General features: G+C 39.5%; 12 protein-coding genes. 8 read left to right on the top strand and 4 right to left on the bottom strand.

The genetic code is table 11. The features are described 5' to 3' along the window. Window positions 1-171: 171 nt before the first annotated feature. Both pta and ackA read right to left on the bottom strand, forming a co-directional pair. Window positions 172-2,316 (bottom strand): phosphate acetyltransferase, encoded by a 2,145-nt coding sequence (gene pta / locus ACIPUA_RS10590; protein WP_048607517.1) that lies wholly within the window; start codon window positions 2,314-2,316, stop codon window positions 172-174. A gap of 72 nt (window positions 2,317-2,388) precedes the next feature. Next, the gene (ackA, locus tag ACIPUA_RS10585) at window positions 2,389-3,591 is read right to left on the bottom strand and encodes an acetate kinase (RefSeq protein WP_042844458.1); all 1,203 of its coding nucleotides are present in this window, start codon (window positions 3,589-3,591) and stop codon (window positions 2,389-2,391) included. A 595-nt stretch (window positions 3,592-4,186) separates the two neighbouring features. Here ackA and yfbV point away from each other — a divergent pair. From yfbV to ACIPUA_RS10560, 5 genes are all read left to right on the top strand, one after another. Continuing rightward, window positions 4,187-4,642: a terminus macrodomain insulation protein YfbV gene (gene yfbV, locus ACIPUA_RS10580; protein WP_042844455.1), complete on the top strand. Its 456-nt coding sequence runs from the start codon at window positions 4,187-4,189 to the stop codon at window positions 4,640-4,642. A gap of 139 nt (window positions 4,643-4,781) precedes the next feature. After that, window positions 4,782-5,276 (top strand): YfbU family protein, encoded by a 495-nt coding sequence (locus ACIPUA_RS10575; protein WP_042845353.1) that lies wholly within the window; start codon window positions 4,782-4,784, stop codon window positions 5,274-5,276. A gap of 358 nt (window positions 5,277-5,634) precedes the next feature. Further along, window positions 5,635-6,309: a sugar phosphatase gene (locus ACIPUA_RS10570; protein ID WP_449059647.1), complete on the top strand. Its 675-nt coding sequence runs from the start codon at window positions 5,635-5,637 to the stop codon at window positions 6,307-6,309. Between the two features lie 88 nt (window positions 6,310-6,397). Beyond that, window positions 6,398-8,227 carry an SLC13 family permease gene (locus ACIPUA_RS10565; protein WP_048607515.1) on the top strand — a complete coding sequence of 610 codons (1,830 nt, stop codon included), beginning with the start codon at window positions 6,398-6,400 and terminating at the stop codon, window positions 8,225-8,227. A gap of 155 nt (window positions 8,228-8,382) precedes the next feature. Further along, a complete protein-coding gene (locus tag ACIPUA_RS10560) occupies window positions 8,383-8,802 on the top strand; it encodes a hypothetical protein (RefSeq protein ID WP_048607514.1) in 420 nt (139 codons plus the stop codon). A 95-nt stretch (window positions 8,803-8,897) separates the two neighbouring features. Here the strand turns inward: ACIPUA_RS10560 and yfbR are convergent, their stop codons facing one another. Both yfbR and ACIPUA_RS10550 read right to left on the bottom strand, forming a co-directional pair. After that, window positions 8,898-9,479, bottom strand: a complete 582-nt coding sequence (gene yfbR / locus ACIPUA_RS10555) for a 5'-deoxynucleotidase (protein WP_042844450.1) — start codon at window positions 9,477-9,479, stop codon at window positions 8,898-8,900. 401 nt (window positions 9,480-9,880) lie between these two features. Continuing rightward, the gene (locus tag ACIPUA_RS10550; protein WP_042844448.1) at window positions 9,881-11,095 is read right to left on the bottom strand and encodes a pyridoxal phosphate-dependent aminotransferase; all 1,215 of its coding nucleotides are present in this window, start codon (window positions 11,093-11,095) and stop codon (window positions 9,881-9,883) included. Window positions 11,096-11,903: 808 nt separating this feature from the next. Between ACIPUA_RS10550 and ACIPUA_RS10545 the strand changes: the two genes are divergently transcribed. From ACIPUA_RS10545 to ACIPUA_RS10535, 3 genes are all read left to right on the top strand, one after another. Beyond that, window positions 11,904-12,827, top strand: coding sequence for a LysR family transcriptional regulator (locus ACIPUA_RS10545; protein WP_042844447.1), 924 nt, complete (start codon window positions 11,904-11,906; stop codon window positions 12,825-12,827). A gap of 1,110 nt (window positions 12,828-13,937) precedes the next feature. After that, window positions 13,938-14,381 (top strand): NADH-quinone oxidoreductase subunit A, encoded by a 444-nt coding sequence (locus ACIPUA_RS10540; protein WP_004259806.1) that lies wholly within the window; start codon window positions 13,938-13,940, stop codon window positions 14,379-14,381. An 18-nt stretch (window positions 14,382-14,399) separates the two neighbouring features. Next, window positions 14,400-15,074 carry a NuoB/complex I 20 kDa subunit family protein gene (locus ACIPUA_RS10535; protein WP_004912254.1) on the top strand — a complete coding sequence of 225 codons (675 nt, stop codon included), beginning with the start codon at window positions 14,400-14,402 and terminating at the stop codon, window positions 15,072-15,074. Window positions 15,075-15,140: the final 66 nt, after the last annotated feature.

Below are 15,140 nucleotides of genomic sequence, written 5' to 3'. Positions count from 1 at the left end.
TTGGTTGTTGTTTGTTATCTTGGTGAAAAACGGAATGTGTTGCACACATGTCATTATCAAGAATATATTTGCAAGCCGTATTGCGCTGCTATTAGAGATTAAATTTTTTTATAAAAAAGCCAGTCAGTTGAAAGTAACCTGACTGGCTTTTTAACATCAATTATTTATTGATTAGGCATTTTCGTTTTGTACTGCTTGGATAGCAGTTAACGCAACGGTATAAACGATGTCATCAACTAATGCACCACGAGACAAGTCATTGACTGGTTTACGCATACCTTGCAGCATTGGACCAATAGAGACTAAGTCAGCAGAACGTTGTACGGCTTTATACGTGGTATTACCGGTATTTAAGTCTGGGAAGATAAATACGGTCGCTTTACCTGCAACTGGTGAATTAGGCGCTTTGGATTTAGCAACATCAGCCATTACTGCGGCATCGTACTGCAATGGGCCATCAATCATCAAGTCTGGACGTTTTTCTTGTGCTAAACGTGTTGCTTCACGTACTTTCTCAACATCACTACCAGCACCTGAATCACCTGTAGAGTAAGAAATCATCGCAACGCGTGGGTCAATACCGAACGCTTTTGCAGAATCAGCAGATTGAATAGCGATTTCTGATAATTGCTCTGCAGTTGGGTCTGGGTTGATAGCACAGTCACCATAAACAAATACTTGTTCAGGTAATAGCATAAAGAAGACGGAAGAAACTAATGAACTGCCCGGTGCTGTTTTAATTAATTGCAGCGGTGGACGGATAGTGTTGGCAGTGGTATGGACCGCGCCTGAAACGAGGCCATCAACTTCACCTTTTTCAAGCATCAGTGTCCCTAGGACGACATTATCTTCGAGTTGTTCACGAGCAACAACTTCAGTCATACCCTTGTTCTTACGTAGCTCAACCAAACGAGCGACATATTCTTCACGTACTTTGACAGGGTCAACAATTTCAATTCCTGTACCTAACTCAATACCCTGCGCTGCAGCAACACGACGAATATCATCAGGGTTACCTAATAAAATACATGTTGCGATCCCGCGCTCTGCACAGATAGAAGCCGCTTTGACTGTACGTGGCTCATCACCTTCAGGAAGAACGATTCGTTTACCTGCTTTGCGCGCTAATTCCGTTAATTGGTAGCGGAATGCAGGTGGTGATAAGCGATTAGGGCGCTCAGAATCTGCAACCAGTGATTCAATCCAATCACTGCTAATATGACGAGCAACGTAGTTTTGAATTTTTTCAATGCGTTCATGGTCATCTGCGGGAACTTCTAAGCTAAAACTTTGCAGATTCAAGGATGTTTGCCATGTGTTGCTTTTTACCATGAAAACCGGCAGGCCCGTCTCAAACGCTTGTTCACACAGTTGACGGATTGGTGCATCGATATTGTAACCACCAGTGAGTAGTACAGCACCAATTTCAACACCATTCATCGCGGCAAGCGAAGCAGATACCAGTACATCAGGACGGTCTGCTGAGGTCACTAATAAAGAGCCTGGGCGGAAGTGCTCAAGCATGTGCGGGATACTGCGCGCACAGAACGTGACTGATTTAACGCGACGAGTTTTAATTTCACCTTCGTTAACAATTTCAGCGCCTAAGTGTTTTGCCATATCAATTGCACGAGTGGCAATTAAATCAAAATTCCATGGAATTGAAGCGAGCACAGGTAAATTTAATGACGCTAACTGTTTCGTATCAAGATTAGCAACAGTTGCTTTGGTGGAGTCATCAAAAATTTCAGACAAATCAGGACGCGTGCGACCTTGCTCATCAACAGGTGCATTTACCTTATTAATGATAACACCGATAATATTTTTATTACGTTGACCACCAAACTCATTACGGACAAGTTCTAAACGCTCTTGCATTTGTGTAATGTTACTATTACCAGTAGCAGTAACGAAAACAATTTCAGCACCCAATGTTTTTGCAATTTCATAGTTTAATGATTGAGCAAATGAGTGCTTACGGGTAGGAACAAGACCTTCAATAAGAATAACTTCTGCATTTTTTGTGTGCTCATGATAACGAGCAACAATTTCTTCCATTAAGACGTCTTTTTTCGACGAGGTTAGCAGCGATTCAACGTATTCCATGTTTAATGGTTCAACAATGGTAGTAATACTTGAATGCGAACGAAGTACTTCGGTAGTTTGGTCTTTATTGCCAGAGACGCGTGGCTGTGCGATAGGTTTGAAAACGCTTAATTGAACACCTTTTTGTTCCATTGAGCGAACGACACCTAGGCTAACGCTAGTTAAGCCAACGCTGGTGCCAGTAGGTATTAACATAATTGTACGGGACACGGGAACCTCTTTATTTCGGTTACTCTAATGACAAAACGATACCGCCAGCAGGTTGCTGGCGGTAGAAGTTGCTTATGCGGTTAAACGCGCAGTATCTTGGGCAATAACCAATTCTTCATTGGTTGCGATAACCAGCGCTGGGCGGCTTTGATCGGTAGTGATTAAACCTTCTTTACCGAAGCGTGCCGCTAAGTTGCGTTCGTGGTCATATTCGAAACCAAGGATTGCCAGTTTCTTCAAGGTGATTTCACGAACTTGTGCTGAGTTTTCACCAATACCACCTGTGAAGATGATAGCATCAAGGCGGCCTTCCATCAGTGCACTATATGCACCCACGTATTTCGCTAAACGATGGCAGAAAACATCCATTGCGCGAGTTGCGTCTTCTTGAGTGCCATAGTTGTCTTCAACATAACGGCAGTCGCTGGTCACGCCTGTTAAGCCAAGTAAACCTGATTCTTTAGTCAGCATTTTATTGATTTGTTCAACGCTCATACCTAAAGAATCATGTAAATGGAAAATGATTGCAGGGTCGATATCACCACTACGTGTTCCCATTACCAGACCTTCTAATGGCGTTAAGCCCATGGAGGTATCAACACATTTACCGTTAACAATCGCAGTCACAGAACCACCGTTGCCTAAGTGGCAAGTGATAACATTGAGCTCATCAACAGGCTTATTCAGTTTTTTTGCAGCTTCACGGGAAACATAGTAATGGCTTGTACCGTGCGCGCCATAACGGCGGATACTATGCTCTGAATAGAGTTCGTATGGCAATGCATACAGATAGGATTCTTGCGGCATGGTCTGGTGGAATGCGGTGTCAAAGACAGCAACATTTTTATTGACCAAGTGCGGGAATGATTTTCTTGCTTCTTCAATACCAATAAGGTGAGCAGGGTTGTGCAGTGGTGCGAATGGGATAGCCGCTTCAATACCGGCAATAACGTCATCAGTAATTAAAACCGAAGACGTGAATTTTTCACCACCGTGAACAATACGGTGACCGATAGAAGTGATCTGCTCTGACAACTCTGGTTTTTCAGCAAGAATGGTGTTAACAATGAAATCCAATGCTTCGCTATGCGCCGCACCAGCACCTAAAGGAGCTTCCTTTTTAGCACCGTCCATTTTCCACTTAATACGAGCTTCAGGGAGGTTGAAGCACTCCGCTAAACCGGATAAAAATTCATCTCCATTAGTCGGATCGATGATGGCGAATTTCAGTGAGGAGCTACCGCAGTTTAAAACCAGTACCAGCTTACTTGACATGGAAATACCTATCGTTAATTGTTGTTGTGAAGCCTTTCGAAAAACATGAAAAGACTCAGATTAAAAATATATTGCTAGAGCCTAGCGTATTTATGACCTGAAACATCATGATTGATATCATGTTAAAGGCGAAAAAGTTAAAGATCGTGAGACCTTTAGGGGTTGATAAAGCAGGCGCTATCCTTTTTTGCAAAGGCATATAAAAGTAAACCTCTGCACCTAGTGTTGAAATAACGACCAAAAACCCCAATATATATAACTGTTGTCTATCTTCAGTTTCGAAGATGGATAAAGCTACAAAGTAACAAATGCAACAGCAATTCTAAATGTGGCAGATTCTACTAAAATTATTTTATATTTTATACGTTTTTTTTAAAAATAGAGACTTTGATTGATTAAAATCATAAGTGACGTATAAAGTGGTGTTATAGCACAGGGTTACATTGCTATTAGAATAGCTGATATTTAGTAAAGTGACTTAACTTAAGGTAAATGTAATGAAATAATTTCGTTATCTTAAATGTGCTATCATTTTACCATGGTGCAATCTACAAATTATTGCCTCAGTTTTTCAGAAGTCGATAGGAAACGTTTCATGAGTACATTACAAAGTACACCGCCCGGTTTTTTTAAACGCTTTAGATTAGGTAACCGCTATCTGAAGACCTTTCCTATGGAGAAAAAACTGTCGCCAATTTTCCCCGAAATTCGTATCAACAAAGCAGTTCGCTTTGGTATTCGTTTTATGCCGCCCATTGCAATTTTTACATTAGCATGGCAAATCGCGTTAGGTGGGCAATTGGGGCCCGCCATTGCTACGGCTCTTTTTGCCTGTAGTTTGCCAATGCAAGGCCTATGGTGGTTAGGTAAACGTGCTGCGACGCCTCTACCATCTAGCTTGCTGAGCTGGTTTCATGAGATCCGTGATAAATTTACTGAAGCAGGAATTGCCATGGCACCGATTGAGCAGCAACCTGATTATATGGCGTTAGCTGACTTGCTAAAGCGCGCATTTAACCAATTAGATCGTTCCTTTATGGAAGATATTTAAGAGATGATTTCTATTAAAAGGTAGATTTAACAATAAGTAATGTAAAAAGGGTGTTTAGATCAATAAAAGTTGTGTTTTCACTGTCTATGATTAATGTTGAATGCGAAGATAAGCCATACTTTTTAGTGGGAGAACCATGATGGAAATGACTAACGCACAACGCTTGATCTTATCGAATCAATATAAAATGATGACCATGCTTGACCCTGATAATGCAGAACGTTATCGTCGTCTACAAACCATTATTGAACGTGGTTATGGGTTACAAATGCGTGAGTTAGACAGAGACTTCGGCCATTTAAGTGAAGACACCTGCCGTACTGTTATTGATATCATGGAAATGTACCATGCACTGCAAGTTTCTTATAGCAACATGGCTAACAAGGAAGAGATTGATGGCCGCCGTGTGCAGTTTTTGGGCTTTGATGCCGCAACAGAAGCACGTTATTTGAGCTACGTCCGCTTTATGGTAAATACAGAAGGGCGTTATACCCACTTCGACAGCGGGACGCATGGGTTTAACTCGCAAACGCCAATGTGGGATAAATATGTACGGATGTTAGCGATTTGGCATGCTTGTCCACGCCAGTATCATCTTTCAGCGGTAGAGATTTCCCAGATCTTCAATGCTTAGTGCTCGTCGTATTTTGCGCTGTAGCGTTGTTGACTGCGTTCGGCTACTCGTCTCTGGTCGCTTAGCTACAGCACAAACTTCTTAGAGTAAATTTGTTCGTCATACTTCTACTTGGCGTCAAGGCGAATAATTTAGAGCAAATGAAATTAATAAGTATAAAAATTTCAAACTCAAACTCAAACTCAAACTCAAACTCAAACTTAAATTAACATTTCTTTTCTGTTTTAACTCTCCAGTGCACTCAAATCTAAGTCATTAACGCAAATCTTGATTATTTTTGTTATTGAGGTTGCGCATTGGCGTCTATTTAGCGTTAACTAAGAGATAGAATCGATTCAAGAACAAGAAAGGGGTAGACGTGAAATTAAAGGCAAAAGGGTTTCTATTTGATTTAGATGGCACATTAGCAGATTCGCTCGCAGTGGTTGAGCGTTGTTGGTGTAAGTTTGGTGAGCGTATCGGTAAAAGTGCTGAGGAAATTATTAGCTATATTCATGGGAAGCCAGCATTAACCAGTTTACGTCATTTTTTACCCGATGCGACTGAAGAAGAGGTCATGGATTATTTCCGCTGGTTAGAGAAAATGGAAAGTGAAGATATGGAAGGGGTGGTTGCCTTGCCGGGGGCTGTAGCGCTATTAACGCGTTTAAATGAAATAGGTGCACCTTGGGCAATCGTGACTTCAGGAACAGTGCCAATCGCTCATGGTCGTCAGCAAGCAGCGGGTCTACCGGAACCAAAACACTGGATAACCTTTGAAAAGGTAACTAAAGGTAAGCCAGATCCAGAGCCATTTTTATTAGGTGCAAATGTACTTTCTTTATCGCCAAAATCCTGTATTGCTTTCGAAGATGCTACGGCAGGCATTCATTCTGCACTTAGTGCTGGCTGCCAAGTCGTTGCAGTCCATGCGCCAGAAGAAATGGCCCGTCGTGATGAAATTAATGTAATCATCAATTCATTGGCACAAATTTCAGTTATGGGCCCCGACAATAATGGGGATTATGAACTTTTAGTGTCTAATTCGGATTAATGATGATCTAATCAAAGAAATTCTCCGTAAAACATGGTTAACTAAAGAAAAACTTTAGCAATGTATTTTTTCGTCGAAAGGGGATATTTTGAACGGAGAATTGCTGTGGGTATTAACCTTACTGTTGATCGCGATAGTTTTATTTACCACAAATAAAATCCGTATGGATGTGGTTGCGCTATTAGTGATTGTCGCTTTTGTTCTGAGTGATACTTTAACACTTGAGCAAGCAACGGCAGGGTTTGCTGACCCTAACGTACTATTGATTGCGGCTTTATTCGTTATAGGTGACGGTCTTGTCCGAACTGGCATCGCATATCAAATGGGGGATTGGCTTGTTCGCGTAGCAGGAAGCAGCGAAAGCAAGATGCTGGTTTTTTTAATGCTCACCGTTGCGGGGCTGGGTGCATTTATGAGTTCAACAGGGGTGGTTGCTATCTTCATTCCAGTCGTTCTCAGTGTTTCTGCCCGGATGAAAACTTCCCCAAGCCGTCTGATGATGCCACTTGGTTTTGCAGGGCTAATGAGCGGCATGATGACATTGGTTGCAACGCCTCCGAATATGGTTGTTAACAGTGAATTGGTTCGTGAGGGGATTGAAGGCTTTAAGTTTTTCTCAATTACACCTATCGGTATTCTGATTTTATTGGCGGGTATAGCCTATATGTGGGTTACACGTCGCTGGTTAGGAAGCAACGAGCCAGACAAACTCCCTGAACGCTATCAGCGTAGTTTTCGTGATTTAATTCGTGATTATAAATTGACTGGTAGAGCACGCCGCCTCGCTATTCGCAAAGGCTCGCCATTAATAGGCCATACCCTTGATGAATTACACCTACGTTCTCGCTATGAAGCAAACGTAGTGGGCATTGAGCGCTGGCGTAAATTCCGTCGTGTTATGGTCAGTGCGACAGGGGGGACGGAACTGCGCGAACGTGATGTTTTATTGGTTGATATTTCGGTCAGTGATGATGAGTTGCGGCAGTTTTGCAGTGAGCAATTACTCGAACCAATGATTTTACGTGGTGATTACTTTTCTGACCAATCCCGCGATGTGGGAATGGCTGAAGTTTCCATGAACCCTGATTCAGAACTGCTTGGTAAAACGTTAAGGGACATTAAATTTCGTACTCGTTATGGGCTTAACGTCGTCGGGATCCGTCGTGATGGTAAAGCATTGGATGGAAAGTTGGTTGATGAACCACTAAGACTTGGCGATATCTTGCTGGTAATTGGTGATTGGAAGTTAATCCGTATTTTATCCACTAAACCACGTAATTTTATTGTATTAAACCTTGCTGCGGAAGTAGAAGCAGTTGCGCCAGCGTCATCACAAGCTCCCCATGCGCTATTTTGCCTAGCCCTAATGGTGGCAATGATGGTGACTAATGAAATTCCAAACTTTATCGCTGCGCTGATTGCGTGTTTGTTAATGGGTAAATTCCGTTGTATTGATATGGAAAGTGCTTATAAGTCTATCCATTGGCCAAGTATTATTTTAATCGTAGGGATGATGCCGTTTGCTATAGCTTTACAGGAAACAGGGGGGATTGCCCTTGCGGTTGACGCGTTGATGAAAGTTGCAGGGGGGTTAGGCCCTCATGTGATGCTGTTATGTCTCTTTATCTTATGCGCTACTATTGGTTTGTTTATCTCAAATACTGCAACTGCGGTGTTAATGGCCCCTATTGCGATTGCTGCCGCACGTCAAATGGAAGTTTCACCGTTGCCATTTGCTATGGTGATTGGGATTGCGGCTTCAGCTGCCTTTATGACGCCAGTTTCATCTCCTGTTAATACATTAGTTCTTGGCCCCGGCGGATATAAATTTGCTGACTTTTTGAAAATGGGAGTGCCATTTACTATTATTGTTATGTTAATTAGTGTGGCAGTTATTCCGATACTATTTCCTTTTTAAGCTCATAGAAAATAATTTTAGCAAAAAGCTCTAATCTATATTAGAGCTTTTTGCTATTAAAATTAATGATATTTTTAATATTTAATATATTTTAAAAGAAATTTTTTTGTTGATATTCTCTGTAATTCAATACATTTCAATTATAGGTGAATAAAATGAGTCAAAATGAATCATGGGGAGATGATAAATTCAATTATGGTTATTGTGACTTTGAAAATTATTGGGGGGAGACATTGTCACATGTTGAACTAACTCACTTCGTTGCAGGTTATTTTGATGTGACTAAAAAACTTGCTACGTCAATAAAACTATATGATATTCCAGATAAATCTGAGCTAAAAAAAGTATTTACCATATTATTTGAACGAAATAAAATAGATTCATATGATTTTTGGTCAATAAAATTTGTGACGAAGAAAGGGGAAGTATATAAAACTAAAGAGCCTTTACGTTGTACTATCTCTATTGATGACTCTGAATATGTAATACTAGGTATTAATGGGGATAAAAAAACATTTTATATTGCATTTTCTACTATGATAGGTTGCAATAAAAAGCTAGTGAAGGTTGAATAACCTTTTTTATAGAATAAACTCGAATCTAATTTGCTATTATTAGATTGGTAAATCAACAGCTATATAAGTAGATATAAAATACTACTACTTATATATTAATTGCTGATTTCATCTAAAGATAAAGTAAAACTGGGTACGAAGGTTTTCATAAAATATTCCATCTCTGGGCTATTTCGTTCAGCTAACATTTTCTCTAGACGCCTTTTGGCTAATTTAAACTCACTATTCCCTGCGGACAGCTCTTCTAGACATTTTAAATAGGCACATAATGTATCTGCTTGTTTTACGATAAAATGCTCTTCTTCCGATTGTAAATCTTCAATAATTAATTCTTTAAAGTCGTCTTGTAATTCTTCAGGTAGCATGTCGATAAGCTTTTGTTGCGCAAATTTCTCTATTTTTTTATATTCATGGGCTATTTGTTGATTATGATACTTGATAGGAGTAGGGAGGTCACCGGTAATGACTTCACTGGCATCATGGTACATGGCAAGTAGTGCGATTTTCTCTGCGTTTACATTACCTGCAAACTTACGGTTTTTAATGATGGCAAGTGCGTGAGCGACCATAGCAACCTGTAAACTATGCTCAGAGACATTTTCAGTACGTACATTGCGCATAAGTGGCCAGCGGTGGATCAGTTTCATTCTAGCGAGATGGGCAAAAAAGTAGCTCATAATTCCTCTTCATATTGTTTGTAGGCCATAGAAATTATATCGAAAATAGAAGTAAAGTGATATCAGTTTATTGTTTTTTTAATTAGTTATTTCTAAAATATAAAATAAATAACATTCAATTATCAGTCGCAATCCGAATATCTATTTTGGAACTTTTTAATTAATATATTAATTATATTGAATTATAATATTAAAAAAATATAATGGACTTTTAAATAAGAAATAAAGGGGCAATATGAAATACTTTCCATTTATATTATTGGGGTTTTTCCTTGTGGCAATCTATTTTATTTCTATTATTTGATTATCAAAATAATACAGTCAATAAAAGATGATGAAATGTAAAATTTAACAAGCCTCCAAATAGGAGGCTTTATTTTTGGAATAACTAAAATACCATATTACTGGCGATAACCTTCTAAGAAACGGCCAAATTTATTAATCGCCATTTCTAAATCATCTGCATAGGGTAGAGTGACAATTCTAAAATGATCAGGTTCAGGCCAGTTAAATGCGGTGCCTTGAACTAATAGCACTTTTTCTTGTAATAACAAGTCTAAGATCATTTTTTGGTCGTCATGAATATTAAAGCGTTTAATATCAATTTTTGGGAACATATACAGCGCCCCCTGAGGTTTAACACAAGAAACCCCTGGAATTTGGTTAATCAGTTCCCAAGCGCGTTCGCGCTGTTCATATAGGCGACCACCTGGCTGAATAAATTCGCTAATGCTTTGATAACCACCGAGAGCCGTTTGAATGGCATGTTGCATAGGGACGTTGGCGCATAAACGCATTGAGGCTAACATTTCTAACCCTTCAATATAGCCTTTAGCATGCTTTTTAGGACCATTTAGTACCATCCAACCTTGACGGAAACCAGCAACGCGGTAGGTTTTTGATAAACCATTAAACGTGATGGTTAATAAATCCGGTGCTAATGCTGCGATTGAATGGTGGACTGCACCATCATATAGAATTTTATCGTAAATCTCGTCCGCATAAATGATGAGATTATGTTGTCGAGCAATTTCGACGATTTCCATCAACAGGTCTTTGCTATATACAGCACCTGTTGGGTTATTTGGGTTGATAACAACGATACCACGGGTTCTTGGTGTAATTTTTTTGCGGATATCTTCGATATCTGGCATCCACCCTTGTTGTTCATCACACATATAATGAACGGCTTTCCCACCAGAGAGGGAGACGGCGGCGGTCCACAGAGGGTAGTCAGGTGCAGGGACAAGCATTTCATCCCCATTATTAAGTAACGCTTGCATTGCTTGCACAATGAGCTCTGATACCCCATTACCAATATAGACATCTTCAACGGTCATTTCATGAATACCGCGAGCTTGGTAATGTTGAACGATAGCTTTACGGGCAGAATAGAGCCCTTTTGAATCACAGTAACCTTGTGAACTAGGCAAATTGCGTAGAACATCAACGAGAATTTCATCAGGCGCTTCAAAGCCAAATGGTGCCGGGTTACCAATATTCAGTTTGAGAACTTTGTTCCCTTCTTCTTCTAAGCGCTTAGCTTCTTTTAACACAGGCCCGCGAATGTCATAGCATACATTATCGAGTTTATTAGATTTGGTTAGATTATTCATTGTTCTCTCATTACCCTAACGGGGTTACTTTGGTAGGGACCGGCATTATTACCTTACTGTACTCTTCTGTCAGAAGCTTTTGAAGATGCTAGGTAATCTTTGGTGTAAAAGGTTGATTTGAGCATAAATGTAATACTTGGGCTCTGAATATATTCATTAAGTTAGCCTTACAGTCTAATTGTATGTTTTAAGTTGGAGTTTAATTTCGATAATCTTTAGGGTTTTAGTATAGAAATGGTAAAAATGAGGAAATCCTAGCTCTTAAAAGAAAAATTGTATCGAAATGTAATATTGATAATGGAATCATGAATACTGTCATAATTTATACGCTATAACGGCCTTTTTTTGTAATTTTTAGTGGGGTTTTGTTAGTAATATTGATTGTTTCGGCTGGTTTTTTTTAACTTAAAGTGCTTCATTTTATTGTAATTTATTGATTTTTAATGACATTAAAAAATAGTGAAATGATTTTTATAATGTGCTTACATTAAAATAATTGTGATTACATTAAATATGTTACTATTTAGGTGTACTAAACGAAGGGATTTTAATTAGCTTTTAAGAAGTATATTCCTTTTTTTAAATACATTTTTGATTTTTTGGAAGTATTCTATTTATCTCAGCTATTATTGTCGCTAATAAGCGCTATATTTGTGTTAAATAGGTAAAATAAAGAAAAGTAGAAGAGAAGTTATTGCAGATCTATGGATTAGAAATGCACTCACTTAGTAGTCGCACAAAACTCGCTGATTCTCATGGAGGAGAGCAGAAACACCAGGTTACATAATATTATATAAGAGAATGAACGATGATAAATTCCAATCGTCCCATTATGAACTTAGATCTTGATTTGCTACGAACTTTCGTTGCTGTCGCTGATCTAAATACATTTGCAGCCGCAGCGGCTGCGGTGTGTAGAACGCAGTCTGCGGTAAGCCAGCAGATGCAACGTTTAGAGCAATTAGTCGGTCGTGAGCTTTTCGCTCGTCATGGGCGGAATAAACTGCTTACAGCACATGGATTGCAATTACTCGGTTACGCGAGGCAAATTCTTCGTGCAAATGATGATGCAACTGCATCATTGACTTATAACGATGCAGAAGGTGAACTTCGTATCGGAGCATCAGACGACACTGTTGATATTTTGCTGCCATTTTTACTTAACCGGATAGCATCAGTATACCCACGAGTTGCTGTTGAAGTTCGCATCAAGCGAGCGCAATTTATTGAGTCAATGTTAGATAATCACGAAGTGGATTTAGCATTAACGACAACAAGGATTAGTCATCATCCTAAGACGGCATTAAGGACAGTACCTGTGTTATGGCACAGTGCTCCTGATTTCCAATTGCGCCCTAATGAGCCAATACCGTTAGTTGTTATGGATGAAACTAACCCTTATCGTAAACTGTGTACTAATGCGTTAGATGAAGCAGGGTTGCCATGGCATGTAGCCTATGAGGCTGCTTCTTTACCAGCTGTTCGTGCTGCTGTGAATGCAGAGGTTGGGGTAACTGCCAGACCAATGGAAATGCAAAATGCGGATTTACGTATTTTAAATGAATCAGATGGGTTACCTCGTTTACCTGATATTCAGTATTGGTTGTATAAAAATGCAGATGAACAGAAAGATTTTGTTTTAACGGTGTTTAGTGCCATCGAAAACAAAAAAATACCTTATGTTGCATCGTCAGCGAGTGAATTGGCTGATAGCAATGATGGGGAGAATTAAGTTAATCGTTTCGTCTAATTTAGCTTAATCATAATATATAATTTATTTATTTGTTTCGACGGTACTTCCAACCTGCTTGGAAGTACCGTTTTTTATATCATTTTATTAACTTACAAGTGATTCACTTGTTTGTGATCAATGCGTTAGTGCTTATAGACAGATATTATTTTAACGGCGCATCAGGTGGAAAGGGCACAACTTACACAATCAAATTACAACGTGATAAAAAGTGGCAAGATAATCCTATTTGTGACTTGTTGCTGCTGAGCACAAACAAAATAATGCTTACTGACTGAAACGATTATTTCACGTTACCGTGTTTAATGTTCAATATTGGGAAACGGTATCAAGTAATCCTATTGAGTCAGTGTTTAAATAGTCAAAATGCTTTTTATCGTTATCAAGTTCAAATTTATCATTTTATTTCCGATTTTAGCTTATAAAAAAGTCAATTAACCACTTAATAAGTATGGTTAAATATTGAAGAGCATGAAATAATTGTGATGTAGCTGGCATAACCTGAATTTCATTAGTTAGTTAATGATTTGTTATGTTATTAACAATTTTTTTTAGCAGAATTGGTAAAATAGCGCTGGTATGTCAGTTAGTTACTTAAATTAAACAATAAAAATGCGTTAAGGCTTCTTAAAGTTAAATTGAATGTGATGTAAACAAATTGAGTACTTTTTCAATAAAACTGTGCGTTAGATCAAATAAAAAGAGCAATTTTTCATCTGTTAAGACAGGTTTTTCCTGAGATAATGGTGTAGTAAAAACGAATAATCAGTTAAACTAGTTTGCGTCTTTACTTGTGTATCATTACACTGACACGTTTTAGCAGATTATGAGTACTTTTTGTTATTTTAGTGTTTTTAGTCTGTGAGGTTTTTGTAACAAATACGGGTTATTTTACCTAATTTGGGTAAAGTAAATTGTAATGAGAGAGGACAAACCAAACGCGGTCAACAGACTGATTTAAGTTTGGTGATCTTTTAGTTGGTGATCAATGTTTGGTCTTTCTTCTCGATTAACTGGGCAATTGTGGTGCAATACTGCCGTGTTGTAAAAAAGAGCAGTTTACGCACCATAAGTAATGAGTAAGCAACGAGTATGTCTACATCAATCCTAGCGTTAGCCCATAACTGGGCGTTTGCGATATTCCTTATCGGCACTATCGGTCTGTGTGCTTTCATGCTGGTCGCAGGTCACTTCTTGGGTAGCCGCGCCAAAGCCAGAACAAAACATGTCCCTTACGAATCAGGTATTGATTCGGTCGGTAGTGCACGTCTTCGTATGTCAGCTAAGTTTTACTTAGTCGCCATGTTCTTCGTTATCTTCGATGTTGAAGCCATGTTCCTATTTGCATGGTCAGTCGCCATCCGCGAAGCTGGCTGGGTAGGCTTTATCGAAGCCGCTATCTTTATTTTGGTATTGTTGGCGGGATTGTTTTATTTAGTTCGCGTTGGAGCATTGGATTGGACACCAGTCCGTTCTCGCGGAAAAGTAAAGCATCCTAGTGAAGTTATTAAAATCAGCAATCGTCATCCGCAGTAAAAAGCGAGGCATTATACAATGGATTATACGCTCACCCGCATAGATCCGAACGGTGAGAACGACCGTTACCCACTGCAAACTCAGGAGATCGTAACTGATCCACTGGAGCAGCAAGTTGAAAACAGTGTGTACATGGGGAAACTTTCTCATGCACTTCACGATGTTGTTAACTGGGGGCGCAAAAACTCTCTATGGCCCTATAACTTTGGCCTTTCATGTTGCTATGTAGAAATGGTGACTTCGTTCACGGCTGTTCATGACGTAGCCCGCTTTGGTGCGGAAGTACTACGTGCTTCTCCTCGCCAAGCCGACTTCATGGTCGTTGCAGGCACATGTTTCACTAAAATGGCGCCTGTTATTCAACGTCTGTATGACCAAATGCTTGAACCAAAATGGGTTATTTCCATGGGTTCATGTGCTAACTCTGGTGGTATGTATGACATTTATTCTGTTGTACAAGGCGTCGATAAATTTATCCCTGTAGATGTGTATATCCCAGGTTGCCCACCGCGCCCAGAAGCCTATATGCAGGCTCTGCTTCTGTTGCAAGAATCTATCGGTAAAGAGCGTCGTCCGCTGTCTTGGGTCGTTGGTGACCAAGGGGTTTACCGTGCCAACATGCAATCAGAAAGAGAAAGAAAGCACGGTGAACGTATTGCAGTGACGAACCTGCGTACACCAGACGAAATTTAAGGCTTAAAGCCATACAGCGTAACAGAGCAATGTTGTTGCGAAATAATAAACCTGATCAAGCGTTAT

The sequence above is a fragment of the Providencia sp. AGC89 genome, assembly GCF_053543535.1.
The sequence above is the reverse complement of the archived record's forward strand: the minus strand, read 5'-3'. Positions and strand labels throughout refer to the sequence as shown.

Coding starts and splice junctions, on each gene's coding strand:
- ACIPUA_RS10550 (WP_042844448.1), bottom strand. CDS start 11,095: ATGAATAATCTAACCAAATCTAATAAACTCGATAATGTATGCTATGAC.
- ACIPUA_RS10575 (WP_042845353.1), top strand. CDS start 4,782: ATGGAAATGACTAACGCACAACGCTTGATCTTATCGAATCAATATAAA.
- yfbR (WP_042844450.1), bottom strand. CDS start 9,479: ATGAGCTACTTTTTTGCCCATCTCGCTAGAATGAAACTGATCCACCGC.
- ACIPUA_RS10540 (WP_004259806.1), top strand. CDS start 13,938: ATGTCTACATCAATCCTAGCGTTAGCCCATAACTGGGCGTTTGCGATA.
- yfbV (WP_042844455.1), top strand. CDS start 4,187: ATGAGTACATTACAAAGTACACCGCCCGGTTTTTTTAAACGCTTTAGA.
- ackA (WP_042844458.1), bottom strand. CDS start 3,591: ATGTCAAGTAAGCTGGTACTGGTTTTAAACTGCGGTAGCTCCTCACTG.
- ACIPUA_RS10560 (WP_048607514.1), top strand. CDS start 8,383: ATGAGTCAAAATGAATCATGGGGAGATGATAAATTCAATTATGGTTAT.
- ACIPUA_RS10535 (WP_004912254.1), top strand. CDS start 14,400: ATGGATTATACGCTCACCCGCATAGATCCGAACGGTGAGAACGACCGT.
- ACIPUA_RS10545 (WP_042844447.1), top strand. CDS start 11,904: ATGATAAATTCCAATCGTCCCATTATGAACTTAGATCTTGATTTGCTA.